The 24,665-nt window shown below is 54.2% G+C and carries 21 protein-coding genes; 10 read left to right on the top strand and 11 right to left on the bottom strand.

The annotated features are described in order from the left end of the window. Positions 1–23: 23 nt before the first annotated feature. Complete coding sequence (gene sgrR, locus GY169_RS19705) at positions 24–1,679, bottom strand: HTH-type transcriptional regulator SgrR (RefSeq protein ID WP_167576810.1); 1,656 nt, start codon at positions 1,677–1,679, stop codon at positions 24–26. Positions 1,680–1,766: 87 nt separating this feature from the next. Between sgrR and sgrT the strand changes: the two genes are divergently transcribed. Continuing rightward, positions 1,767–1,919, top strand: a complete 153-nt coding sequence (sgrT, locus tag GY169_RS19700) for a glucose uptake inhibitor SgrT (protein ID WP_074398820.1) — start codon at positions 1,767–1,769, stop codon at positions 1,917–1,919. A gap of 88 nt (positions 1,920–2,007) precedes the next feature. Continuing rightward, positions 2,008–3,186, top strand: a complete 1,179-nt coding sequence (locus GY169_RS19695; RefSeq protein WP_167576808.1) for a sugar efflux transporter — start codon at positions 2,008–2,010, stop codon at positions 3,184–3,186. Between the two features lie 48 nt (positions 3,187–3,234). On the opposite strand, the gene GY169_RS19690 is transcribed toward GY169_RS19695, so the two are convergent. The 5 genes from GY169_RS19690 to GY169_RS19670 all read right to left on the bottom strand — a co-directional run bounded on the left by GY169_RS19690 (position 3,235) and on the right by GY169_RS19670 (position 9,852). Next, positions 3,235–4,200 carry a carbohydrate kinase family protein gene (locus GY169_RS19690; RefSeq protein ID WP_167576806.1) on the bottom strand — a complete coding sequence of 322 codons (966 nt, stop codon included), beginning with the start codon at positions 4,198–4,200 and terminating at the stop codon, positions 3,235–3,237. A 10-nt stretch (positions 4,201–4,210) separates the two neighbouring features. Next, positions 4,211–5,578: a NosD domain-containing protein gene (locus GY169_RS19685; protein ID WP_167576803.1), complete on the bottom strand. Its 1,368-nt coding sequence runs from the start codon at positions 5,576–5,578 to the stop codon at positions 4,211–4,213. 32 nt (positions 5,579–5,610) lie between these two features. Next, complete coding sequence (locus GY169_RS19680) at positions 5,611–7,299, bottom strand: glycoside hydrolase family 32 protein (protein ID WP_167576801.1); 1,689 nt, start codon at positions 7,297–7,299, stop codon at positions 5,611–5,613. Continuing rightward, complete coding sequence (locus tag GY169_RS19675) at positions 7,283–8,704, bottom strand: glycoside-pentoside-hexuronide (GPH):cation symporter (protein WP_163448257.1); 1,422 nt, start codon at positions 8,702–8,704, stop codon at positions 7,283–7,285. The genes GY169_RS19680 and GY169_RS19675 overlap by 17 nt, the downstream gene beginning before the upstream one ends. Positions 8,705–8,841: 137 nt before the next feature. Continuing rightward, a complete protein-coding gene (locus GY169_RS19670; protein ID WP_167576799.1) occupies positions 8,842–9,852 on the bottom strand; it encodes a LacI family DNA-binding transcriptional regulator in 1,011 nt (336 codons plus the stop codon). A 233-nt stretch (positions 9,853–10,085) separates the two neighbouring features. Between GY169_RS19670 and idnO the strand changes: the two genes are divergently transcribed. The 3 genes from idnO (at position 10,086) to idnR (ending at position 13,267) form a co-directional block, all read left to right on the top strand. Continuing rightward, positions 10,086–10,850 carry a gluconate 5-dehydrogenase gene (gene idnO, locus GY169_RS19665; RefSeq protein WP_167576797.1) on the top strand — a complete coding sequence of 255 codons (765 nt, stop codon included), beginning with the start codon at positions 10,086–10,088 and terminating at the stop codon, positions 10,848–10,850. 58 nt (positions 10,851–10,908) lie between these two features. Beyond that, a complete protein-coding gene (locus GY169_RS19660; RefSeq protein WP_167576795.1) occupies positions 10,909–12,192 on the top strand; it encodes an MFS transporter in 1,284 nt (427 codons plus the stop codon). Between the two features lie 82 nt (positions 12,193–12,274). Continuing rightward, positions 12,275–13,267: a DNA-binding transcriptional regulator IdnR gene (idnR, locus tag GY169_RS19655; RefSeq protein ID WP_167576794.1), complete on the top strand. Its 993-nt coding sequence runs from the start codon at positions 12,275–12,277 to the stop codon at positions 13,265–13,267. 45 nt (positions 13,268–13,312) lie between these two features. Here the strand turns inward: idnR and leuD are convergent, their stop codons facing one another. The 5 genes from leuD to leuL all read right to left on the bottom strand — a co-directional run bounded on the left by leuD (position 13,313) and on the right by leuL (position 18,170). Then, complete coding sequence (gene leuD / locus GY169_RS19650) at positions 13,313–13,918, bottom strand: 3-isopropylmalate dehydratase small subunit (RefSeq protein ID WP_163448262.1); 606 nt, start codon at positions 13,916–13,918, stop codon at positions 13,313–13,315. Positions 13,919–13,928: 10 nt separating this feature from the next. Then, positions 13,929–15,329, bottom strand: coding sequence for a 3-isopropylmalate dehydratase large subunit (gene leuC, locus GY169_RS19645; protein WP_163448263.1), 1,401 nt, complete (start codon positions 15,327–15,329; stop codon positions 13,929–13,931). Positions 15,330–15,331: 2 nt separating this feature from the next. Beyond that, positions 15,332–16,423: a 3-isopropylmalate dehydrogenase gene (gene leuB / locus GY169_RS19640; RefSeq protein ID WP_163448264.1), complete on the bottom strand. Its 1,092-nt coding sequence runs from the start codon at positions 16,421–16,423 to the stop codon at positions 15,332–15,334. Then, positions 16,423–17,994 (bottom strand): 2-isopropylmalate synthase, encoded by a 1,572-nt coding sequence (gene leuA, locus GY169_RS19635; protein ID WP_065356506.1) that lies wholly within the window; start codon positions 17,992–17,994, stop codon positions 16,423–16,425. Before leuA ends, leuB begins: the two co-directional genes overlap by 1 nt. Positions 17,995–18,083: 89 nt before the next feature. After that, the gene (gene leuL / locus GY169_RS23655) at positions 18,084–18,170 is read right to left on the bottom strand and encodes a leu operon leader peptide (RefSeq protein WP_100249930.1); all 87 of its coding nucleotides are present in this window, start codon (positions 18,168–18,170) and stop codon (positions 18,084–18,086) included. A gap of 607 nt (positions 18,171–18,777) precedes the next feature. On the opposite strand from leuL, the gene leuO reads away from it, so the two are divergent. The 5 genes from leuO to mraZ all read left to right on the top strand — a co-directional run bounded on the left by leuO (position 18,778) and on the right by mraZ (position 24,663). Beyond that, the gene (gene leuO, locus GY169_RS19625) at positions 18,778–19,743 is read left to right on the top strand and encodes a transcriptional regulator LeuO (RefSeq protein WP_163448066.1); all 966 of its coding nucleotides are present in this window, start codon (positions 18,778–18,780) and stop codon (positions 19,741–19,743) included. Between the two features lie 390 nt (positions 19,744–20,133). Then, positions 20,134–21,858, top strand: a complete 1,725-nt coding sequence (gene ilvI, locus GY169_RS19620; RefSeq protein WP_163448064.1) for an acetolactate synthase 3 large subunit — start codon at positions 20,134–20,136, stop codon at positions 21,856–21,858. Between the two features lie 2 nt (positions 21,859–21,860). After that, positions 21,861–22,352, top strand: a complete 492-nt coding sequence (gene ilvN, locus GY169_RS19615) for an acetolactate synthase small subunit (protein ID WP_035893016.1) — start codon at positions 21,861–21,863, stop codon at positions 22,350–22,352. A 252-nt stretch (positions 22,353–22,604) separates the two neighbouring features. Then, positions 22,605–23,609, top strand: a complete 1,005-nt coding sequence (gene cra, locus GY169_RS19610) for a catabolite repressor/activator (RefSeq protein WP_163448063.1) — start codon at positions 22,605–22,607, stop codon at positions 23,607–23,609. A gap of 595 nt (positions 23,610–24,204) precedes the next feature. Beyond that, positions 24,205–24,663 (top strand): division/cell wall cluster transcriptional repressor MraZ, encoded by a 459-nt coding sequence (gene mraZ, locus GY169_RS19605; protein ID WP_064547419.1) that lies wholly within the window; start codon positions 24,205–24,207, stop codon positions 24,661–24,663. The last annotated feature ends 2 nt before the right edge of the window (positions 24,664–24,665 follow it).

The following is a 24,665-nucleotide window of genomic DNA, read 5'->3' as shown; positions in this document are numbered from 1 at the left end:
ATTACGTGAATAAATCAAAAGCCCTACGGTTCCGGCGGTGCAAACCAGGCGGATTTAAAGTCAAACCAGCCCAGCGTATTCATCCGTACGCCGCGCATACTGCGCTGCCCCTGGAGCATCAGCCAGTGATGAATCAGCGGCACCACCGACTGATTAGCGAGCAACTGCTGGCACCAGTCGGCCTGTTGCAGGTTGCCCGCGCGCCAGCGCCGCGCGTCCTGTTCCCAGTCAATGGGGATACAATGGCGAATCATCGGCACTTCATACAGATAGGCGAACAGTGAAAAATCGAGCGGCAGCGTAAAGTTGGCGCTGTTAAGCCAGATATCGCTGACCACCTCGCCGCGATGCCATTCGTCGTAGTCCACTTCCTGAATGTTGAGCTTGACCTGATGTTCTGCCAGCAGCGTTTCCATAATCTGGCCGATGGTCCGGTGCTCGACGTGATCCCGATAATAGGTGAGGGTGACGGACTCCAGCCCGGCCGGTTTGTCGCAGGCGCGGCTGCGCGCATGGTGCCAGCGCGGCAGCAGGCCGTAGGCGGGAAACCAGTGGCTCTGATGCTGCTCGCCCGCGCGGTAGAGCAGGTTGTTGGGATGAAACAGGTGGCTCAGCCACTGGCGTACCGTTGGGTTACGGCCCAATGTGCTCCGCGCATCGAACAGCAGGTAATAGCACCCTTCTTCCAGCCGGCTTTCGACGGCTTTTTCACTTTCGGTAGAGCCTTCAAGCGTCAGGCCACCGTTTGGCGCTTCGCTGATTTCTGGCAGCACCCACACGTTAACCTCGTCAATCAACGCCCGGAAACCGAAATAGTCATCAAAGGCGAGGATCTTCAGTTGGTTAAGGTTATTGCGCGCGACCGAGTAGGGGCCGGTCCCTACCGGCATCCGCGAGAAATTAGGCAGCGTTTGCCATTCGCGCGGCAGAATCATCGCCGACACCTGGCTCAGCAGCCACGGCAGCCAGCGGTCAGGCTCGGTCAGATGCACGTCCAGCACCCAGGCGGTAGGAGAGTGGATCTGCGTGATGTTGGAGAACAGCGGCAGCGTCATGCTGCGCTCCAGTGAGGCAATAACGTCTTCCATCTCCAGTTCGCGCCCATGATGGAAATGGATGCCGGGACGCAAATAAAAACGCCAGTGTAAGGGGGAAATTTCCTGCCAATGGTGAGCAATATCGGCTTCCAGTTCCCCATTTGCCTCATTTACCCGCGTTAAGGCGTTGAAAATCTGCCGGGCAATGTGGGTTTCCGAGCGGCGAAGCGCGGTGCCAGGCAGCAGGTTGTGCATTGGGCGATAGTAGAGCACCCGCAGAATGTGCCGACCCTGACGGAAGCTGCGCCCCAGATGCGAGACCAGCATCTGGCGTACCGCCGCTTTATCGCCGACCAGTTGCACCAGTTGATCGATGCGATCCTGCTCCAGCAGATCCTCCGCGCGCTGCTGCTGAAGCGCCAGCCCGGTATAGAGGAACGTGAGTCTGGAACGCTTGCCGCGCCCGGCTTCCGCTTCCCAGGTGAGCCAGCCCCGAGCCTCCATGGTGTTGAGTAATGTCCGCATATGACGACGTGAACAGCTCAGTAGCGCCGCCAGATCGTTAAGCGTCGTCTCCTGCGATTTTCCCTCGCAGCACTGCCATAAACGGATGAACTGCTGCTGTAAGCGACCTGAAGGCATAAAAGGGGAACTCCTGGTAAAAACTCAGCAATTTATTAATCCCTATATTAGGCCAATAATGGATTTCGATGAAGCGAGGAGGTGTGTATGAAGAGGTCTACCATCCATCAGTTTTACCAGCGTTATTTCGCAGCGACCAAAAATGTTTCCTGGCTGGCCCGCCAGGCAACGGCACAGCGGCTTGAAGTGCTGAACTCTCTGATGCAATGGGAAGTTACGAAATCGGCCTCTGAGCATTAATTCGCCAAATCATGTGTGACTGAGTATTTGCCAGCAGGTATCATCTGCTGGCTTTTTTTTATTCTTTCGCGTGCTTAAAGGATTTCACATGCTCTGGTTAATGACGATGGGACGACGTCTCAACGGTGTGTACGCCGCTTTTATGCTGGTGGCATTTATGATGGGCGTGGCGGGGGCGCTACAGGCGCCGACGCTGAGCCTGTTTCTCAGCCGTGAAGTGGGCGTCCAGCCGTTCTGGGTCGGCCTGTTTTACACCGTTAACGCGATCGCCGGGATCGCGGTCAGCCTGGCGCTGGCCAGGCGATCCGACAGCCGGGGTGACCGACGCAAGCTGATCATGTTTTGCTGCCTGATGGCGGTAGGTAACGCGCTGTTGTTTGCCTTCAACCGCCACTACCTGACGCTGATTACCTGCGGCGTGATGCTGGCATCCATCGCCAACGCCGCGATGCCGCAGCTGTTTGCGCTCGCCCGTGAGTACGCCGACAGCTCGGCGCGCGAGGTGGTGATGTTTAGCTCGGTGATGCGTGCCCAGCTGTCGCTGGCGTGGGTGATTGGCCCGCCGCTGGCGTTTATGCTGGCGCTGAACTACGGCTTTACCACCATGTTCGCCATCGCGGCGGGGATTTTTATCCTGAGCCTGACGCTGATTGCGCTAACGTTACCCTCGGTGGCGCGAGTCGAGCAGCCGGCTGATGCGGTGCAGAATCAGATTAGCGGCTGGAAAGACAGCAACGTACGGATGCTGTTTATCGCTTCCACGCTGATGTGGACCTGTAACACGATGTATATCATCGATATGCCGTTGTGGATCAGCAGCGATCTTGGTCTACCGGATAGCCTGGCGGGGATCCTGATGGGCACCGCCGCGGGTCTGGAGATTCCGGCGATGATCATTGCGGGCTACTACGTGAAGCACTTCGGTAAGCGTCGGATGATGGTCACTGCAGTGGCCGCCGGGGTGCTGTTCTACGTTGGGCTTATCTTCTTCCACAGCCATACCGCGCTGCTGATATTGCAGCTGTTTAACGCCGTGTTTATCGGCATTGTCGCCGGGATTGGTATGCTGTGGTTCCAGGACCTGATGCCGGGACGCGCCGGGGCGGCGACCACATTGTTTACCAACAGCATTTCGACCGGGGTGATCCTGGCCGGGATCATTCAGGGCGCGCTGGCGCAAAACTTTGGCCACTTCTCGGTGTACTGGGTGATTGCGGGGATTTCGGTGGTAACGCTGGCGATGACGGCGCGGGTTAAGGACGTATAAGCCCGGTAGACCGGGCCACTCGATCGTGGCCCGGCAACGTCGTCCGCCTTATGCTTCCCGGTCGAGACAGGTGTTGACCTCGGCGGCATGAGGTATTGCGTCGATCGCGCCAAAGCGGGTGCAGGTTAGCGCGCCGCAGACGTTGGCCCAGAGAACGGCTTTCTGCATGTGATCGTAGTTATCAAACTGACAATCTGGTTTTGCTATTTGCTGTAGCAATGCGCCAATAAAAGCGTCGCCGGCTCCGGTTGAATCAATGGAGGCAATGGCGATAGACGGAACCAACTGTTGCCTGCCTGAGCGATGGCTGAGCCATGTCCCCCGGTGTCCGCAGGTGACGGTGACATAGCTGACGCCCGCCTGGTGCAGTTGCTCACAGCCCTTCTTATTCGTTTCTTCGCCGGTGAGGAAGGCAAGCTCCTCTTCGCTGACTTTGACGATATCCGCCTGGTGGAACCAGGGTCTACAACGCGTGATAAACTCCTGTGGATTGTCGCCCCAGAGTCCATCCCGGTAGTTGGGGTCGAATGAGATGATGATATTTCGTTGGCGGGCTTCCTGCAAAAGGCGCTGGTAGGTGGAATAAAGTTCGCCATCCAGCAGCCCGGTTGCGGCCCCAAAGTGAACGATGCCGACATCGTCGAGAAAATCATTGGGCAGATCCTGCCAGGCCAGTTCGGCGTCCGCACCGCGGCAGAAGGTAAAATCGCGCTCGCCGTCGCTTTGCAGAGCCACAAAGGCCAGCGTGGTGGGCGTGATGCTGCGCGCTAGCCCTGACATATCGATGTTGTCAGGCCGTAGGGTCTCCATCAAAAAATCGCCAAAAGGATCGAGACCCACTTTCGTCGCCAGCTTTGCCTGCCCACCGCTACGGTTGATGGCAATGGCGACGTTGGCCGGTGCGCCGCCGGCTTTTTTTAGAAAGTTTTCGCCATTCTTCAGGTCAATGCCGATATCGGTACACACAAAATCAATGAGCATCTCACCGATACAGGCAATCTTGTTGTGATTCATCGCGCTCTCCCTACTGCAACGCGTTGAACGTAGGCGTAGCCCGGAAGGCGTTAGCCGTTCTGTCCAGCATCACCTGTGAATCGGTGCCTGAATCGAGGATCGTGTTGTGCTGAGATGTCTGCTCCACCAGCACCGCGGTAACATCCAGCGGTTTCAGGCTGGCGGTGGTTAGCAGGGCCTCGACCTGTGCTGCAAAGCAGGCGTCTTCTTCTGAGGTTGACGGCTGCGAGGTTGATGCTTCGGTCGTGGCGACAATATGGTTGTTGGCAATATAGTTTCCTTTCCCGGCAACGACGCGAATGATGACCGGTTTTGTCTGCGCCGGTTTGAGATACTGCGTATCGATAGTCTCCGAAATATGGTTGGATATTATCGAGTTATTGCTACCGTTGATACGCAGCAAGCCGTATGAATCTTCTAAACCGTTGTCGTAACCTTGCATCGGCGGCCAGGGCTCGTGGTCACGTAAGAAATGGTTAGCGGAAACCAGATTTTCAGCGCAATTTTCTTCCAGCACTAGCATTCCGGGATAGAACGAATGGAAGCGGTTGCTGGTGATTGAAGAACGCACCACGCCAGATAAATGCACGCTGCTTGAACCGCGGGGGAATATATTGTTGGTGGCGATCAGCAGTCCGCCGAAGTTCTGTGCGTAAATGGAGTAACCTTTATAACCTGCGCCGATCAGGTTATCGGTTATTTTCGATGCCTGTCCGGCACCGCGTAGCTCAATGCAGTTCCCGCACTCGGCAATAAAGTTATTATGAATCGCCATCGCATCGCTATTATAGGTGGTGAGACCATGCTCCAGATAGATAAAGCCCATGCCCGTGATGCGGAAGGAATCTTGCGCCGTGGCGATATAAATTCCTGTTTTACCATTGGTGTAGGTGTTCTCGGGGTCATTATTGCCCGACCCATCATCGACAAAGTGCAGGCCATCAATGCAGAAATTTTCAAAGGCCACCGAGCTAATGCGGGGCGCGCCGCTGCGCTTCACGTAAAACGCCGCACCGGCCCATTCCTCATCACCTGATTGGGGGGCGAGATCGACCAGAATACGGCTACCGCCCGGCCAGAGATCGTGTAAATTTTCCCATTCATTCGCCGGAGTATTAAAACGAATGCTGGAAGAAACAAAGCCGTGGCCTGCCCCCATAATTTTCAGATAGCTGATATCAATCAATACCTGGGTTGTCAGGTGATAGTCTCCCGGCGGGATATAGATAGCCGCACCGGGTTTGCCGCCATCATTAATATCGGTTTCCGTTTGTCGACTTTTAATATCTGCAATGATGCTGTTGATGACTTCGCCGATATCTTTATAGGAATTCCCAACGTGCCATTGAGTGACGTCGTAGTGGTTATTGCTCGTCATAAATAAATCCTTCTCGAAAATAAAACCCGTTATTATTTCTGGGAATACGTTGACTGATAGTGTGTGAGCGTTGCCGGAGCCCCCGTTATCTGTACTTGAGTCAGATGGCTACAGGAGTAATAGCGGCGTGTACCGCAAACGCTGCCCTGTAGAGCAAAGACTTCAACAATACCGGCGTCGAAGAACAACGTAATGTCACCGACATCGGCCAGCGGCGTGCTGTAGCGCCCATCGTCCTGGCCTTGTTCACTGAGGGTCAGGGTTGTGCCGTCATGTGCCAGGGTAATTTGCTGGCCGCTATCGCCGGTCAATGTCAGGCAGAAAGGCGCGGTGGCGGTGAAATCGATCGCGCAGGCCTTAACGCCTTCGGAGGCAGACCAGGCGAGACGGTCCTTCAGCGTATGTTGACTAATCTCCAGTGATTCCGGCGGGCGTACCGGCGTCATGCACAGCTGCTGCTTGTTATTCAGATGGAAGCGGCGCGGCAGCGACATTTCACCGCAGTATGCCGAATCGACGGTTTTCTGCGTCGCCCAGTTATACAGCCAGGCAAAGCCGATGCGTTGGTCAGCCTCACCCCAGGTTTGCAGCGCATAGAAATCCGTCCCAAAATCGAGAGTTTGCAGCGGCTGCGTTGAGGGGATGAAGTTGCCGTTGCGGAATTCCCCGGTTTGCGCAAACAGCAGATTATGCCGTCCTGTAGTCGGTTCCGTGTAGCCAACAACACCAATGAGCAACACCCATACCCCGTCGAGGCAAAAGAAGTCGGGGCACTCAATGCAACGGCCGCCGTTCTCACGGAAGTAGGCGGGGGCGACGTACAGCACATGATGGAATGCCCAGTTTTCGCTGTCATCGGAGTGGAACAACAGCATGGCGGGATCGCCGTTGACCGACGCGCCGAGGATCATATAGAACGTCTTATCGGCCTCTTCATACCAGACTTTGGGATCGCGGAAGTCGCAGTCCACGCCTGGAGGGAGATCGGTCAGGACGGTTTTTACCATTGCGGGCTTATCGTTATATTTGCCCGGCACGGCCATTTTTTGCACTTCGCGATAGCCACGATACAGGTCATAAGCCGGGAGGCGTTCGGTATACCAGAAACGAGTTTGGCCCTGTTTGTCGGTGTAGGCGCTACCGGAGAAGGCCCCGCCTGTCGCGCCCAGTGCCGTTAAATTTTGCTCTGGCTGGAGAAAAATAGGGTAGTGCCGCCAGTGGTACAGATCGCGGCTAACGGCATGGTTCCAGTGCATCGGCCCCCACTGCGTTGAGTGCGGATGATACTGGTAGAACAGATGCCATTCACCGTTTTGGTAATGCAGGCCATTAGGATCGTTCATCCAGCCGGTGCGCGGGGAAAAGTGTAGCGCCGGGCGCAGCGGCTCCTGCTGATACCAGGCGGCGAGATCATTGTTATTCAGTAAGCGGAAGTCATCTGCCTGTGTAGCAATAAAAGAGACGCCGTCTTTCGAGAGTGAATCCGGGTGCCAGGTATAGCACAGCGATATTTCGCTGTGCTCCGACAGCCACTCCAGATGGGCGACGCCATCCTGCCACGCCGTCCAGGTAAAATATTGGTAGTAGCGCGATGCTTCCTGAATTTTAAACACCATTGTGCCGTTCACGTTAATAACCAATAACGGCTGCGTTGTCGGCAGTGTCTCTTTCAGCCACAGATCTATACGCTGGCCTTTTTTAATATCAAACGACAGGGACATCTTTTAACTCCTGCGGTAGGTTACGACCCTTTTCCAGTTCGCGTTTCGCGAGGTCGCTTTTAATTTTCTCGAGGAACGTGTTATTGAGCTTGAAGTAGCGCACCATAAACGCGCTGATGAAATAGCTGGCCATGGGCAGCAATGAGAACATCATGATGATGCCGTTGATGGTTTGCGGATTTTGCTCGGGTTTGTTGGCAACGTAGCCGGTGTAGGCCAGGATCCAGGCGACGATAGCGCCCGCAACGGCTAAGCCCATCTTCAACATAAACAGATTGCCGGCGAAGGAAATCCCCGTCAGACGTTTACCAAATTTCCAGTCGCCGTAGTCGTCAACATCCGACATCATCGCCCACAGAATGGGGCCGGACTGGATTAAATGCAGAATGTTAATCACGATGAACAGTGACAGCAGCGGCGTCAGCGACGTTGGGTCGATAAACCACAGCGCCAGCGATAGCAGGCCAAGAATAATGTTGATAACGCGGAACAGCACCACCTTATCGAAACGGTCGGTCAGCGGTTTTGCAATGACGCTGCCTAACATATTGCAGGCAACGCCCAGCGCCATAAAGAAAGTAATAAAGCCAACGGATTCTTTCATCACGTAGGTGGCGTAATAGATGGTGACGCCGCCGCGAATAAAGGCCGGGAAGACGTTGAGGAAGGTGATGGAAATCATCAGCAGCCACTGATCATTCCTGGCAATATCCTTCAGATCTTTTATTAACGATTCATTTTCCTTGATGGAAACTACGCGTTCTTTAATGCTGGAAAAGCAAAACAGGAACATTAAGGTTGCGGCACCGCCCATGATCATCATGGTCATCTGAAAACCCGAGGCGCGGTCGCCATTACCCAGCCAATCGGTTAATGGCAGAATAGACGATGAGATAATTAAAGTTGCCAACCCATTCAGGAAAAAACGCCAGGACAGACATCCCATGCGTTCCTTTTGGTTAAGCGTAATCACGCCGCCTACCGAGCAATAGGGAATGTTAATAGCGGTATAAATTAAGGACATAATCAGATAGGTAATCCAGGCGTAAATAATTTTACCGTTCATACTCAAATCTGGGGTGGTAAACATCAGGACGGCACACAGGCCGAACGGCACCGCCATCCACAGCAACCATGGACGGAACTTGCCCCAACGGGTTCGGGTTCGGTCGCAAATAGCGCCCATGGCTGGGTCGCTAAACGCGTCAAATACACGGATAACCAGAAACAGCGTGCCGACTAACCCGGCATCAAGCCCGTAGACATCGGTATAAAACCAGGTCAGATATAGCGCCAGAACGCTCCAGATCATCCCCGAACCGGCGTCACCCATGCCGTAACCTATTTTTTCTTTCAGGCTGAGTTTTTCGTACGGATCTCGCCGAACTATTGTTTCAGTATGCATTAGTACACACCTCATTATTGCGCGGTAGCGCAGTGATAAATAAACGACATGGGCCGGGATGGCCGATGATAGAGATAAAATAATTTTAGCGATAAAATTCCTGGCACAATTAAATGTGCTGAGGGGTTATAAGTAGTTTATAGGGCCGTTATATTAATATTGACACTACTCTCGCGAATAATCAGTCGTGAGACAATTTCATACATTTCTATATTGTCCTGCTTCTTTTTATGGTTGACCATTTGAAACGCCAGGTGGGCGATTTCATTAATAGGCTGTGCGACGCTGGTTATTTTTTTTGTTTGAGCCAGCAGCGTATTATCGAAACTCGCGATGGCAATATCTTGCGGCAGAGAGAGACCTTTCTTTTTGAGTCCATCAATCACATAGTTAGCGGCCACGTCATTATAAATTAGCAGGCAGGAGCAGGTGGTATTCGGCTGCGTCAGTTTTTCAATGATGATATCAAGGGTGGCGATATGTTCAGATATTTTCTCCCCTTCGCCTTTTGGTATCCAGAACTGGTTTTCGTCGGCGACGGTTAAACCATGGCGGGTTATTTTTTTGCTATAGGCAGAGACTTTTCTGTTATCGACGCCATCCTGGGCAATAAAGCCAAATGAGGTATGCCCGGTATGGATAAAATGTTCAGCAATACTCTCAGCGCCCTTGCTTTCGTTAATCGACACCGAATTGAAAAAGCGCGAAACCTGGGTGACCACCGCGACCGGAATGTTGGTGATCGTTAACCATTCCGCCAGTTCTCTTTCGGCTTCGGTCGGCACCCACAGCAAGCCGTCAATGCCCATCCCCACCAGGGTTTGCAGCAGCTGTTTATCCTGCTGTGGCTGATTCTGATGCGTTTTCACAATCACCGATTTACCGATATATCTTGCCTCTTCCTCGAAGGTCGCCAGCAATTCACAAAAGTGTGGGTTGACCAGATTAGGGAGCACCACGCCAATCAGCCCTGAACATTTGCCAGTGAGCTGAAACGCACTCTTGTTTGGCACGTAGCAAAGATAATCCATTGCGTCGCGTACCGCTTTGCGGGTCTCCGGGATCACGCTGGGGTGATTATTGAGCACTCTGGACACGGTAGCGGTCGATACACCGGCCTTTTTCGCGACGTCTTTAATCGATGCCATGATGGTTAAATGACTCCTCCTGATGATGGCGCTCACTATAAAGTGTGATAGATGTCAAAAATGCCAGCCAGTTCACATGTTGCTTTGTTACATGAAAATTGCGCGACGTTCTCATCTTGTGCGTAAGTGCCGACTTGATCACAGAACGATCATTTTCCCTCTCCTGGATCTTCTTTTTTCTACTGTTACGCGTATACAGTTACGCGTAACAGCTATCAAAAAAGGAGTTTTTTATGAAAAACCTATTCGACCTGAGCGGTAAACGCGCGCTGATTACCGGCTCCGCGCAGGGGATTGGCAACCTGCTGGCCAGCGGGCTGGCGGCGCACGGCGCGGAGATTGTGATTAACGACATCACCCAGCAGCGTGCGCAGGCGGCGGCGGACAAGCTGGTAGCCGAGGGCTATCGCGCGGTTGGCTATGGTTTTGACGTGACCAATGGGGAAGAGGTGGCGCGCGCGGTCGCGCAAATCGAAAGGGAGGTTGGATCGATTGATATTTTGATTAACAACGCCGGTATCCAGCGTCGTTATCCTTTCACTGAATTCCCGGAAGCGGAGTGGGACAAAGTGATTGATGTAAACCAGAAATCGGTCTTTCTGGTGTCGCAGCAGGTTTCCCGCTACATGGTGCAACGCCGCCGCGGGAAGATTATTAATATCTGCTCGATGCAGAGCGAGTTAGGCCGCAAAACCATTACTCCGTACGCGGCGTCAAAGGGCGCGGTCAAAATGTTAACCCGTGGGATGTGCGTGGAATTGGCGGAATACAATATTCAGGTCAACGGCATTGCCCCCGGCTATTTCGCCACTGAGATGACCACCGCGCTGGTCAACGATGAGGCGTTCTCCGCCTGGCTGTTCCAACGCACGCCCGCCGCCCGCTGGGGTAAGCCGGAAGAGTTGATTGGCGCGGCGGTCTATCTTGCCGCGCCGGCCTCTGACTTTGTTAATGGACATCTTCTGTTTGTGGACGGCGGCATGCTGGCCGCGGTCTGATCAATAATGGGCCGCTACGCGCGGCCTGAGCGATAAAACAATAATCCAAGGAGTGAGTATGAATATGCTCGCAAAACTGCCGGCGCGTCGCTGGTGGTATTTAATGCCGATTATTTTTATTACCTACAGCTTAGCTTATCTCGACCGCGCCAATTACGGCTTTGCCGCTGCCGCCGGTATAGAACATGATTTAGGAATTACTCAGGGAACCGCATCGTTAATTGGCGCGCTGTTCTTCCTGGGCTATTTCTTCTTCCAGGTGCCGGGCGCGATGTATGCCGTTAAGCATAGCGTGCGCAAAATGATCTTTTGCAGTCTGATCCTTTGGGGGCTCTGCGCCGCGGCGACCGGCTTTGTGAGTAACATTCCCACGCTGATGGCTATTCGCTTTATTCTTGGGATCGTTGAGGCGGCGGTGATGCCCGCGATGCTGATTTATATCAGCAACTGGTTTACCAAAACCGAACGTTCGCGCGCCAATACCTTTTTGATTCTCGGTAACCCCGTTACGGTGCTGTGGATGTCGATTGTCTCCGGCTACCTGATTGAAGCCTGGGGCTGGCGTGAAATGTTTATTTTCGAAGGCATTCCGGCGGTGATTTGGGCGTTCTGCTGGGTGATTCTGGTGCGTGATAAACCGGCAGATGCGGGTTGGTTAAGCGCGCAGGAAAAAGAGGCGTTACAGCAGGCGATGGATCGCGAGCAGCGCGACATTAAGCCGATGCGTAACTACGGTGAAGCAATGCGTTCGCGCAGCGTCATTATGCTTTGTGCGGTGCATGCGCTGTGGAGCATCGGCGTGTATGGCTTCATGATGTGGATGCCGTCGATTCTGAAAAACGCGGCGCAGATGGACATTGTGGCAGTGGGCTGGCTGGCGGCGGTGCCGTATCTGGCGGCAATCTGCCTGATGCTGACCGTCTCCTGGCTGTCCGATAAGTTCCAGAACCGTAAGCTGTTTATCTGGCCGCTGCTGTTGATTGCCGCCATCGCGTTCTTCGCCTCGTGGATGCTGGGCAACCAGTCTTTCTGGCTCTCCTACGCGCTGCTGGTCGTGGCTGCCGCCTGTATGTATGCGCCTTATGGACCGTTCTTTGCGCTGATTCCCGAACTGCTGCCGCGCAACGTCTCCGGCGTGTCGATGGGGATGATCAACAGCTTCGGCGCGTTAGGTGCATTCCTCGGCGCGTGGCTGGTGGGGTACCTCAACGGCGTGACCGGCGGGCCGGGTGTCTCCTACACCTTTATGGCAATCGCCCTGCTGGCGTCGGTGGTGCTGATGTACTGCGTTCGCGCGCAAAATGAAACTACCTCGCCGGCGGCTGAGATGGCCACGCGTTAAGGTTGAGCGAGGAGTGCAGTCGCTAACCGGCTGTGATAAGGTTCTCTGCGAGCATAATGGGCTGTTGGTCGTAGAGAACCTCATGAAAAACAATCGGATGACATTACAGGATATTGCCGCGCTGGCCGGGCTGAATAAGATGACGGTCAGCCGTTATCTGCGCGACCCGAATCAGGTGTCGCAACGCAGCCGCGAATTGATTTCGAAAGTCATGGAAGAGAACAACTACATTCCCAACCGCGCCCCGGAAATTCTGCTCAACGCCCGCAGTAAAACCATTGGCGTACTGATCCCCTCGTTTCGCAACCAGATCTTTGCCGATGTGCTGGCGGGGATTGAATCCGTCACCTCGGCCTGCCAGTACCAGACGCTGATCGCCAACTACGAATATGACGCCGAGCGCGAGGAGCGCGAGGTGCTTAACCTGCTCTCCTACAATATCGACGGCCTGATCCTCACCGGAAAACTGCATACCGAACGGATGGTGCAGTACGTGCGCGCCAGCGGCATTCCGGTCGCAGAGTTGATGGATATAAGCGGACAGTATCTCGATATTCAGGTTGGCTTTGATAACGAAAAAGCGGCGTACGAAATGACGCAGGCCTTTATTGACAGCGGTAAACGCAACATTGCGTTCTTTGGTTCGATGGATGACCCCCGCGACCTTAGCCGTTACCATGGTACCGAGAAGGCGCTGGCGGCACAGGGGCTGGAAGCTTATCACCTGGCGCCAAAAACGATTTCGTCGGTGGCGCTGGGCCGCAAGATGTTCCAGCAGGCGATGGCGGAAAAAGCGGATATTGACGCGATTTTCTGTACCAACGATGACCTTGCCGTCGGCGTGCTACTGGAGTGTCAGGCGCAGCAGTTCGACGTGCCGGGAAAAATGGCGATTGCTGGCTTCCATGGGCTGGAAATTGGCCGCGCGCGGCTGCAAAAAATTGCCAGCGTGATTACGCCGCGCTTTGAGATTGGTAAAACGGCGGCGGATATTTTGATTAAGCGCTTGAACGGGAAAGATGCGCCGGGCAGCGTCAACCTCGGTTACCAGATCTATTACGGCGATACGCTGTAGGCGGAAAGAAGAGGCTGGCCACCGTGCGGTGACCAGCGGGAGAGATTACTGCATAAACGCCGGCTGTTTGTTCTCGTAGGCCGAGATGGCGTCTTCGTGTTGCAAGGTCAGGCCAATGCTGTCCAGACCGTTGAGCATGCAGTGGCGGCGGAAGTCGTCGATTTTAAAGCTGTACGATTTATCGCCCGCTTTTACCAGCTGCGCTTCCAGATCCACTTCAAATTTAATGCCCGGATTCGCCTGTACCAGCTTGAACAGCTCATCGACCTGCGCGTCACTTAACGTCACCGGCAGCAGCTGGTTGTTGAAGCTGTTGCCGTAGAAAATGTCGGCGAAGCTCGGGGCGATAACCACTTTAAAACCGTAGTCGGTCAGCGCCCACGGCGCGTGCTCACGGGATGAGCCGCAGCCGAAGTTTTCACGCGCCAGCAGAATCGACGCCCCTTTGAACTCCGGGAAGTTCAGCACGAACTCAGGGTTCGGCTGCTCGCCTTTATCGTCGAGGAAGCGCCAGTCGTTAAACAGGTGCGCGCCAAAGCCGGTGCGGGTCACTTTCTGCAAAAACTGCTTCGGGATGATGGCATCGGTATCGACGTTCGCGGCATCCAGCGGCACCACCAGTCCCGTATGTTGGGTAAATTTCTCTGCCATGATGGTTTCCTTATTTCATGCTACGAATGTCGGCGAAATGGCCGGTTACCGCGGCTGCCGCCGCCATCGCCGGGCTTACCAGGTGCGTTCGACCGCCGCGGCCCTGACGGCCTTCAAAGTTACGGTTGCTGGTAGAGGCGCAGCGCTCGCCGGGATTCAGGCGATCATTGTTCATCGCCAGGCACATTGAGCAGCCCGGCAGACGCCATTCAAAACCGGCTTCGATAAAGATCTTATCCAGACCTTCCGCTTCCGCCTGCGCTTTCACCGGGCCGGAGCCCGGCACCACCAGCGCCTGCACGCCCGGCGCCACCTTACGGCCTTTGGCGATTTCCGCCGCCGCGCGCAGATCTTCAATGCGTGAGTTGGTGCAGGATCCGATAAAGACTTTATCGATCGCCACGTCGGTCAGCGGGATCCCCGGCTTCAGGCCCATGTAAGCCAATGCTTTCTCGGCGCTGGCGCGCTCGACCGGATCGTTGAATGAGGCCGGATCCGGAATGTTGTCATTCACGGAGATAACCTGGCCCGGGTTAGTCCCCCAGGTGACCTGCGGGGCAATCTCTTCCGCTTGCAGGGTGACGACGCTGTCGAAAGTGGCGCCTTCATCCGTTTGCAGGGTTTTCCAGTAGGCGACGGCATCGTCAAAATCTTTGCCTTTCGGCGCGTGCAGACGGCCTTCGACATAGTTGAAGGTGGTCTGGTCCGGCGCGACCAGGCCCGCTTTCGCGCCCAGCTCAATCGCCATGTTGCACAGGGTCATGCGGCCTTCCATGGTCAGGTCGCGAATCGCTTCACCGCAGAACTCCACCACGTGCCCGGTGCCGCCAGCGCTGCCGGTTTTACCGATAATCGCCAGCACGATGTCTTTGGCGGTGATGCCCGGCGCAGCTTTGCCTTTTACTTCAATCTTCATGGTTTTGGCGCGGCCCTGTTTCAGGGTCTGCGTTGCCAGCACGTGCTCAACCTCTGAAGTCCCGATCCCGAACGCCAGCGCGCCAAACGCGCCGTGGGTGGCAGTGTGGGAGTCGCCGCAGACAATGGTCATACCCGGCAGGGTAACGCCCTGTTCCGGCCCCATTACGTGCACGATGCCCTGGTACGGATGGTTCAGGTCATACAGCTCGACGCCGAACTCGTTGCAGTTCTTAATCAGCTCCTGCATCTGGATACGCGCCATCTCGCCGGAGGCGTTGATGTCTTTGGTCTGCGTGGAGACGTTGTGATCCATGGTGGCGAAAGTTTTGCCCGGCTGACGCACCGGGCGGTTGTGCGCACGCAGGCCGTCAAACGCCTGCGGCGAGGTCACTTCGTGCACCAGATGGCGGTCGATATACAGCAGCGGCGTTTCGTTCGGCGCTTCATAGACCACGTGGGCATCAAACAACTTCTCGTATAAGGTCTTCGCCATGGTTACACCCCTTCGGCAACATAGCGGGCAATGATATCGCCCATTTCATCGGTGCTGACCGCCGCGCCGCCGCGGGCTAAATCACTGGTACGTACGCCTTCTTCCAGCGCGCGATTGATGGCGCTTTCAATGGCGGTGGCCGCGTCGTTGGCGTCCAGGCTGTAGCGCAGCAGCAGCGCCAGCGACAGGATCTGCGCCACCGGGTTGGCGATGTTCTTGCCGGCGATATCCGGCGCGGAGCCGCCCGCAGGTTCATACAGGCCAAAGCCTTCTTCGTTCAGGCTGGCGGACGGCAGCATGCCCATGGAGCCGGTGATCATCGCGCACTCGTCGGAGAGGATGTCGCCGAACAGGTTAGAGCACAGCACGACGTCAAACTGCGACGGGTCTTTAATCAACTGCATGGTGGCGTTGTCGATGTACATGTGCGCCAGCTCAACGTCCGCATACTCTTTACCGATTTCGCTGACGATTTCACGCCACAGAATGGAAGACTGCAGCACGTTAGATTTATCAATCGAGGTCACTTTGTGACGACGTTTGCGCGCGGACTCAAAGGCGATGCGAGCGATACGTTCGATCTCAAAGCGGTGATACACCTCGGTATCGAATGCCTTCTCGTGCTGGCCGCTGCCTTCGCGACCCTTCGGCTGGCCGAAGTAAATGCCGCCGGTCAGTTCGCGCACGCACAGGATGTCGAAGCCGTTAGCGGCGATGTCGGCACGCAGCGGGCAGAACTCTTCCAGCCCCTGATACAGCTTCGCAGGGCGCAGGTTGCTGAACAGTTTGAAGTGCTTACGCAGCGGCAGCAGTGCACCACGCTCCGGCTGCTGGTTCGGCGGCAGGTTTTCCCATTTCGGCCCCCCCACGGAACCAAACAGAATGGCGTCGGCCTGGTCGCAGCCGTCCACCGTTGCCTGCGGCAGTGGTTCGCCATGGCGGTCAATGGCGATGCCGCCGACGTCGTAGTGGCTGGTGGTAATGCGCATGTCAAAACGTTGACGCACGGCTTCCAGGACTTTCAATGCCTGTGCCATCACTTCCGGGCCAATTCCGTCACCTGGTAACACAGCAATATGATAATTCTTCGACATCACACGGTTTCCTTGTTGTTTTCTTTATTCTTGATCTTGCGTTGCAATTCTTTTTCAACTTCGGCGGCACGCCAGATATTGTTCAGTACGTGCACCATCGCTTTGGCGGAGGATTCGACGATATCCGTCGCCAGGCCCACGCCGTGGAAGCGGCGACCGTTGTAGTTCACCACGATATCCACCTGGCCCAACGCGTCTTTACCCTGGCCTTTGGCGTTCAGATCGTATTTGACCAGCTCGACGTCGTAGCCGGTGATACGGTTAATCGCCTGGTAAATGGCGTCAACCGGACCGTTACCGTTCGCCGCTTCGGCTTTAGTCTCTTCACCACAGGCCAGCTTCACCGATGCAGTGGCGATATCGCTGGAGCCGGACTGCACGCTGAAGTAGTCCAGGCGGAAATGTTCTGGCTCTTCCTGCTGCTTGTTGATGAACGCCAGCGCTTCCAGGTCGTAATCGAAGACCTGGCCTTTTTTGTCCGCCAGCTTCAGGAACGCGTCGTACAGATGGTCCATGTTGTAATCGGTATCTTTGTAACCCATCTCTTCCATGCGGTGCTTCACGGCAGCGCGGCCAGAGCGGGAGGTCAGGTTCAGCTGTACCTGGTTCAGACCGATGGATTCCGGGGTCATGATTTCGTAGTTTTCGCGGTTCTTCAGCACGCCGTCCTGGTGGATACCAGAGGAGTGGGCGAAGGCGCCGGTGCCGACGATGGCTTTGTTGGCCGGAATCGGCATATTGCAGATCTGGCTGACGGTCTGGCTGGTGCGCCAGATTTCGTTGTGGTTGATGCGGGTGTGCACATTCATGATGTCTTTGCGCACTTTGATCGCCATGATGACTTCTTCCAGCGAACAGTTGCCCGCGCGCTCGCCGATGCCGTTCATTGCGCCCTCAACCTGACGAGCACCGGCATGGACCGCGGCCAGAGAGTTACCTACCGCCATGCCCAGGTCGTCGTGGGTGTGAACGGAGATAATCGCTTTATCGATGTTTGGTACGCGTTCGTACAGGCCGGTAATAATGTTGGAGAATTCAAATGGCAGGGTGTAACCGACGGTGTCTGGAATGTTGATCGTAGTGGCACCGGCATTAATCGCCGCTTCGACGACGCGCGCCAGTTGGTCAATTGGAGTACGGCCAGCATCTTCACAGGAAAACTCAACGTCGTCGGTGTAGTTACGCGCCCGTTTCACCATGTAGACCGCGCGCTCGATGACTTCGTCCAGGGTGCTGCGCAGCTTGGTGGCGATGTGCATCGGTGAGGTGGCGATAAAAGTATGAATACGGAATGCTTCAGCGACTTTTAATGACTCGGCGGCAACATCAATATCCGCCTCTACGCAGCGGGCCAGCGCGCAGACGCGGCTGTTTTTAATGTTGCGGGCGATGGTCTGGACGGATTCGAAATCGCCCGGAGAAGAGACCGGAAACCCGACTTCCATCACGTCAACGCCCATACGCTCGAGGGCAAAAGCAATTTGCAGCTTCTCTTTCACGCTCAGGCTTGCCTGTAATGCCTGTTCACCATCACGTAAGGTCGTATCAAAAATAATGACTTGCTGGCTCATGGTTTAGGTCCTTGGTTAACTTGGGCGCCTTGCTACGAGCATAAAAAAACCCGCGCAGCGGCGCGGGTTTATAGTTTTACTGATGATGACTAACGCTGAACGTCGCACACCAGCCTACCGCGCACAGAAGAGGCGTTTAGTAGTAGTAGGCCGTTGAAACGAGTGGTGCGGAACATGTCATCATTCTCCAGATGAATTCGATATGCTTTTAGTGGTACTGGATATGCTTTCTGATGTCAACCCTGAATCGTGAAAAGAGGGGGCACCGGGGAAGAATTTCAGTGAGTGGAATTAGCTAATTGTGCTGATGGATGTCTCACTTTATAGTGAATGATCCGTTATGGTTATTCATGATTTTAATATTTTGTCGCATTTGCATACCAATATTCGCAACCGCTCATGGCTCTGTTACTTCTCTGTGCGGGTTCTATCATTATGATAATATTGAATTTAAATTTGTGTATACGTATATCTGTGAAGGTAAAGCAGCTTATGCTGATACATAATTGTTAATTCTGATAGTAGAAAAAATAAAACAATTTAATAAAGCCTCATTTTTTACAGTCCTTTTCTGTCTGTTGTGTATTCGCGGTATCTATTGGTAAACTAAGTGTCATTCGTTTGGTGATATAAATAAGAGAGACTTTATTGAGTTAAAGGCGCTCTTTGTATCTTTATATATTCCTATTTTTATTTAATTCTCTTTCTTGGATCTTATATGCATGGTAAATCATATAGCCTCAACATATTATTGCGTTTCCGCAAAGGGAGTTTTGTATGATCATGGAGTCTGATAACGTAATTAACGCGCCGGAGAAGCCGCGTGTATCGACAAACGAAGGAACGAAACCACAACTGCGAATGGTCGATTTAAATTTACTGACGGTTTTCGATGCGGTGATGCAGGAGCAAAATATTACCCGCGCTGCGCATATGCTGGGTATGTCGCAACCGGCGGTAAGTAATGCTGTCGCCCGTTTGAAGGTCATGTTTAACGACGAGCTTTTTGTTCGCTATGGTCGCGGCATTCAGCCGACGGCGCGCGCTTTTCAGCTCTTCGGCTCTATCCGTCAGGCGCTGCAACTGGTGCAGAATGAACTGCCGGGTTCCGGTTTTGAGCCACTGAGCAGCGAACGCGTATTTAATCTGTGCGTGTGCAGCCCGCTGGATAATTATCTGACCTCTATTATCTTAAATAAGGTGAATGAAGTCGCGCCACATATTCATATGGTGTTTAAATCATCCTTAAATCAAAATACTGAACATCAACTGCGTTATCAGGAAATTGAGTTTGTTCTGGGTTATGAAGAGTTCCGTCGCCCTGAATTTGCTTGTGTTCCGTTATTTAATGACGAAATGGTGTTGGTGGTCAGCAAGAAACACCCACGTATTAATGGTCCGGTTTCGGAATCTGAGCTTTATCAGGAAGAACATGCGGTGGTTTCTCTGGATCGCTATGCGTCCTTTAGTCAACCGTGGTACGACTCGGTGGATAAACAAAGCCGTATTGCCTATCAGGGGATGGCGCTGGTCAGCGTATTAAATGTGGTGTCCCAAACTCATCTGGTCGCCATTGCGCCGCGCCGTTTAGCGGAAGAGTTTTCCGAACAGCTGAACCTGCAGGTATTACCGCTGCCGTTGAAGTTAAATAGCCGTACCTGCTATCTTTCCTGGCATGAAGCGGCCGGGCGGGATAAGGGCCACCAGTGGATGGAAGAACTGCTGGTTAATGCCTGTCGCCAGCAATAATGTCGTCGCGATAAACAGGATGCATTGGCATCCTGTTTATCTTGTCAGTGATTAAAAAATTAAAATATTATTCTGTTGTCTTCCGGTAGTATTGGCATCGATAAAGTGAAAAATGCAGGTTTTGCTGTAATGCCGCCATTCGTCCGAGTATCTACGCTCTCCTTTTCTTATCGCTGAAGTAATCCACCATCATTTTCCCCTTTCTCTTTATTTTTTATCTTCTGGGTACTGCATCTACGCCGGATGGGTGAATTGCCTGCCTGGTGGCGAGCGGTTATGTTAGGTCGTGACCTTAATTCAGCGCCGGTGGATGGCTGACGCGCCGTCGACGCATGACCGTCGGAAAATGACTTCCCCGGTCATCAAGAAAGTAAAGCCTGGAGGCAAATCATGGAGATGTTGTCAGGAGCCGAGATGGTCGTCCGATCGTTGATCGATCAGGGCGTAAAGCAGGTATTTGGCTACCCGGGGGGCGCGGTCCTCGATATTTATGACGCGCTACACACGGTAGGCGGCATTGACCACGTGCTGGTGCGCCACGAACAGGCGGCGGTGCACATGGCTGACGGTCTGGCGCGCGCCACCGGTGAAGTGGGGGTGGTGCTGGTCACTTCTGGTCCGGGGGCGACGAACGCCATCACCGGGATTGCCACTGCCTACATGGATTCCATCCCGCTGGTGGTACTTTCTGGCCAGGTGGCAACCTCTCTGATTGGTTATGACGCATTTCAGGAGTGCGACATGGTCGGGATCTCCCGTCCGGTGGTGAAGCACAGCTTCCTGGTGAAACAGACTGAAGATATTCCCACGGTATTGAAGAAGGCGTTCTGGCTGGCGGCCAGCGGTCGTCCTGGCCCGGTGGTGGTCGATCTGCCGAAAGATATTCTTAGCCCGGCGAACAAACTACCGTACGTGTGGCCGGACGCGGTCAGTATGCGTTCTTACAATCCAACCACGACTGGCCATAAAGGGCAGATCAAGCGCGCGCTGCAAACGCTGATTGCAGCGAAAAAGCCGGTGGTATACGTCGGTGGCGGGGTGGTTAATGCCGAGTGCCACACGCAACTGCGGACGTTGATAGAAAAACTCAACCTGCCGGTCGCTTCCTCATTAATGGGGCTCGGCGGCTTCCCGGCGACCCATCGTCAGGCGCTAGGCATGTTGGGTATGCACGGTACCTATGAAGCCAACATGACCATGCATCATTCCGACGTGATTTTCGCTGTTGGGGTGCGCTTTGATGACCGTACCACCAACAATCTCGCGAAGTACTGCCCGGATGCCACGGTGCTGCACATTGATATCGATCCGACGTCGATCTCCAAAACGGTACCGGCGGATATTCCGATCGTCGGTGACGCGGGTCTGGTGCTCGATCAAATGCTCGAGTTGCTGGATCAAGAAAGCGTCGCCCAGCCGCTGGATGACATTCGCGACTGGTGGCAGCAGATTGAACAGTGGCGCGCCCGTCACTGCCTGAAGTATGACGACAAGAGCGAACAAATTAAGCCCCAGGCGGTGGTCGAAACCGTCTGGAAACTGACCCAGGGCGACGCCTACGTGACATCCGACGTGGGCCAACATCAGATGTTTGCCGCGCTGTACTACCCGTTTGATAAGCCGCGTCGTTGGATCAACTCCGGCGGTCTTGGCACCATGGGCTTTGGCCTTCCCGCTGCACTGGGCGTCAAAATGGCGCTTCCGGAAGAAACCGTCATTTGTGTGACCGGCGATGGCAGCATCCAGATGAACATTCAGGAGCTGTCGACTGCGCTGCAATACGAACTACCGGTGCTGGTGCTGAATCTGAACAACGGCTATCTGGGGATGGTGAAACAGTGGCAGGACATGATTTACTCCGGCCGTCACTCCCAGTCCTATATGCAATCGCTGCCGGACTTCGTGCGCCTGGCGGAAGCTTATGGTCATGTGGGCATTCGCATTACCCGCCCGGACGAGCTGGAGAGTAAGCTCGCTGAGGCGCTGGAGCAGGTGCGCAATAACCGCCTGGTGTTTGTCGACGTCGCCGTCGACGGTAGCGAGCACGTCTACCCGATGCAGATTCGCGGCGGGGCGATGGACGAGATGTGGCTGAGCAAAACGGAGAGAACCTGATTATGCGCCGGATATTATCTGTACTGCTGGAAAACGAGTCCGGGGCGCTGTCGCGCGTGATTGGGCTTTTCTCACAACGCGGCTACAACATTGAGAGCCTGACCGTTGCGCCTACCGACGATCCGACGCTGTCGCGCATGACCATTCAGACGGTCGGCGACGAGAAGACCATTGAACAGATCGAAAAACAGCTGCATAAGCTGGTGGACGTGCTGCGGGTCAACGAGCTGGGGCAGGGGGCGCACGTCGAGCGTGAAATCATGCTGGTGAAGGTACAGGCCAGCGGCTATGGTCGTGACGAAGTGAAACGGAACACGGAGATATTCCGTGGACAGATTATCGACGTTACGCCGTCGCTCTATACCGTCCAACTGGCGGGCACCAGCGATAAGCTGGATGCCTTCCTGGCATCGCTGCGCGACGTGGCGCGAATCGTTGAAGTGGCGCGTTCGGGTGTAGTTGGCCTGTCGCGTGGCGACAAGATTATGCGTTAATTGTGTTGTGCTGAAGCCGTAACCAGCAACGGTAGTCCGGATAAGGCGTTTACGCCGCCATCCGGCAACTTGCGCGGTTTCGCCGGATGGCGCTTTGCTTATCCGGTCTACAACTCATCGCTTAATCGTAGCCCGGCCTGAAGTCGGGCTTTTTTTTGCGAAATCAGCAATAAGTGCGAACAAAACCTATTGCCGATCGGATCATTCTGCGTTTAGATGTTACGGATTATACTTATAAAGCAAGGGGCAATTGTGAAACTGGATGAGATCGCCCGGCTTGCCGGTGTTTCCCGAACCACCGCCAGCTATGTGATTAACGGCAAAGCGAAGCAGTACCGCGTCAGTGATAAAACTGTCGAAAAGGTGATGGCGGTCGTGCGCGAGCACAACTACCATCCTAACGCGGTCGCCGCTGGGCTGCGTGCAGGACGCACGCGTTCTATCGGGTTAGTCATCCCGGATCTGGAAAACACCAGCTATACCCGCATCGCCAACTATCTTGAGCGTCAGGCGCGCCAGCGCGGCTATCAACTGCTGATTGCCTGCTCGGAAGATCAGCCAGATAATGAGATGCGCTGCATTGAGCATCTGTTGCAGCGTCAGGTTGATGCGATCATTGTTTCTACCTCATTGCCGCCGGAGCATCCGTTCTATCAGCGCTGGGCGAACGATGCGTTCCCGATTGTTGCCCTTGACCGTGCCCTTGACCGCGAACACTTCACCAGCGTCGTGGGCGCCGACCAGGATGACGCTGAAATGCTTGCCGCCGAGCTGCGTACCTTCCCGGCTGAAACCGTACTTTATCTCGGCGCGCTGCCGGAACTGTCGGTCAGCTATCTGCGCGAGCAGGGGTTCCGTACCGCCTGGAAAGACGATCCGCGCGAAGTGCACTTCCTCTATGCCAATAGCTATGAACGTGAAGCCTCGGCGCAGCTGTTCGAGAAATGGCTTGAGACGCACCCAATGCCGCAGGCGTTGTTTACCACGTCGTTTGCGCTGTTACAGGGCGTGATGGATGTGACGCTGCGCCGTGAGGGTAAGTTGCCGACCGATCTGGCCATTGCCACCTTTGGCGATAACGAGCTGCTCGATTTCCTGCAGTGTCCGGTGCTGGCGGTTGCCCAGCGTCACCGTGATGTGGCTGAACGCGTGCTGGAGATTGTGCTGGCAAGCCTTGATGAACCGCGCAAGCCAAAACCAGGTTTGAGCCGTATTCGCCGTAATCTGTATCGTCGTGGTAGCCTGAGCCGTCGATAAGCTTTTCATGATGGAGGCGGCGGAATGTCGCCTTCATTGCATAAAACATTATTCTTATGTGGATATTCAGATTATTCCTCATTTTTGGTTAGCACTCTATTTAATACGCCTCATTTGTCCCCCTTCCGCGCTTATTATTGTGAACACAAAGTAAAAATATATTATTTGTGTATTATTTTGTTACATTCGCCGTGCGGATTGCCGAAATAACAAACACTTCTCAACTCTCCTACCAGAATGGGCGAGCCCAGGGGACGTCATTCCCCTCCGGGGCGCGCCACAGGGGACTGTTAACGCGCATCATAATGTCCTAAAATGCCGCTCGCGTCGCAAACTGACACTTTATATATTCTTTTGATGATATTTAGTCGCGTTAACGTGATGTGAATCCCTTTGTATTTTTCTTGCGGGTATTCATGACGTTAATTTGCCTCGTCTGTTGGATAATTTTTAATCAGAGCTATTGTCGGCCTTAAATAGCGGTATTTTGGACTCTGTTGGCATTCATGCTGGCTTGACAAGCTTTTCCTCTGCTCCGTAAACTCCTTTGAGTGGGAATTTGTGGGTTAAAGTGGTAATAAGGGGTGAGGCTGGCATGTTCCGAGGGGCAACGTTAGTCAATCTCGACAACAAAGGGCGTTTAGCCGTCCCTGTCCGATATCGGGACACGTTGATCGAGAGCGCTACCGGTCAAATGGTTTGTACCATTGACATCCATCACCCCTGCCTGCTGCTTTATCCTCTGCCCGAATGGGAAATTATCGAGCAAAAGCTATCGCGTTTGTCGAGCATGAATCCCGTTGAGCGCCGCGTGCAGCGGCTGCTGTTAGGGCATGCCAGCGAATGTCAGATGGATAATGCCGGGCGGTTGTTAATCGCGCCGGTTTTACGGCAACACGCCGGATTGACCAAAGAAGTGATGCTGGTCGGGCAGTTCAACAAGTTTGAACTGTGGGATGAGACGGCCTGGTATCAACGGGTCAAGGAAGATATCGACGCTGAGCAATCTGCTTCAGGGGCGCTGTCGGAGCGATTGCAGGATTTGTCCTTATAAAT

The sequence above is a fragment of the Kluyvera genomosp. 3 genome (genome assembly GCF_011765685.1).
In the GTDB taxonomy this organism is placed as follows: domain Bacteria; phylum Pseudomonadota; class Gammaproteobacteria; order Enterobacterales; family Enterobacteriaceae; genus Kluyvera; species Kluyvera georgiana_A.
This window is presented reverse-complemented; position numbering and strand designations above follow the sequence as displayed.

Bases quoted from the DNA above. Each gene is read 5' to 3' on its own strand.
- sgrR (WP_167576810.1), bottom strand. From the start codon at position 1,679: ATGCCTTCAGGTCGCTTACAGCAGCAGTTCATCCGTTTATGGCAGTGC.
- sgrT (WP_074398820.1), top strand. From the start codon at position 1,767: ATGAAGAGGTCTACCATCCATCAGTTTTACCAGCGTTATTTCGCAGCG.
- GY169_RS19695 (WP_167576808.1), top strand. From the start codon at position 2,008: ATGCTCTGGTTAATGACGATGGGACGACGTCTCAACGGTGTGTACGCC.
- GY169_RS19690 (WP_167576806.1), bottom strand. From the start codon at position 4,200: ATGAATCACAACAAGATTGCCTGTATCGGTGAGATGCTCATTGATTTT.
- GY169_RS19685 (WP_167576803.1), bottom strand. From the start codon at position 5,578: ATGACGAGCAATAACCACTACGACGTCACTCAATGGCACGTTGGGAAT.
- GY169_RS19680 (WP_167576801.1), bottom strand. From the start codon at position 7,299: ATGTCCCTGTCGTTTGATATTAAAAAAGGCCAGCGTATAGATCTGTGG.
- GY169_RS19675 (WP_163448257.1), bottom strand. From the start codon at position 8,704: ATGCATACTGAAACAATAGTTCGGCGAGATCCGTACGAAAAACTCAGC.
- GY169_RS19670 (WP_167576799.1), bottom strand. From the start codon at position 9,852: ATGGCATCGATTAAAGACGTCGCGAAAAAGGCCGGTGTATCGACCGCT.
- idnO (WP_167576797.1), top strand. From the start codon at position 10,086: ATGAAAAACCTATTCGACCTGAGCGGTAAACGCGCGCTGATTACCGGC.
- GY169_RS19660 (WP_167576795.1), top strand. From the start codon at position 10,909: ATGAATATGCTCGCAAAACTGCCGGCGCGTCGCTGGTGGTATTTAATG.
- idnR (WP_167576794.1), top strand. From the start codon at position 12,275: ATGAAAAACAATCGGATGACATTACAGGATATTGCCGCGCTGGCCGGG.
- leuD (WP_163448262.1), bottom strand. From the start codon at position 13,918: ATGGCAGAGAAATTTACCCAACATACGGGACTGGTGGTGCCGCTGGAT.
- leuC (WP_163448263.1), bottom strand. From the start codon at position 15,329: ATGGCGAAGACCTTATACGAGAAGTTGTTTGATGCCCACGTGGTCTAT.
- leuB (WP_163448264.1), bottom strand. From the start codon at position 16,423: ATGTCGAAGAATTATCATATTGCTGTGTTACCAGGTGACGGAATTGGC.
- leuA (WP_065356506.1), bottom strand. From the start codon at position 17,994: ATGAGCCAGCAAGTCATTATTTTTGATACGACCTTACGTGATGGTGAA.
- leuL (WP_100249930.1), bottom strand. From the start codon at position 18,170: ATGTTCCGCACCACTCGTTTCAACGGCCTACTACTACTAAACGCCTCT.
- leuO (WP_163448066.1), top strand. From the start codon at position 18,778: ATGGAGTCTGATAACGTAATTAACGCGCCGGAGAAGCCGCGTGTATCG.
- ilvI (WP_163448064.1), top strand. From the start codon at position 20,134: ATGGAGATGTTGTCAGGAGCCGAGATGGTCGTCCGATCGTTGATCGAT.
- ilvN (WP_035893016.1), top strand. From the start codon at position 21,861: ATGCGCCGGATATTATCTGTACTGCTGGAAAACGAGTCCGGGGCGCTG.
- mraZ (WP_064547419.1), top strand. From the start codon at position 24,205: ATGTTCCGAGGGGCAACGTTAGTCAATCTCGACAACAAAGGGCGTTTA.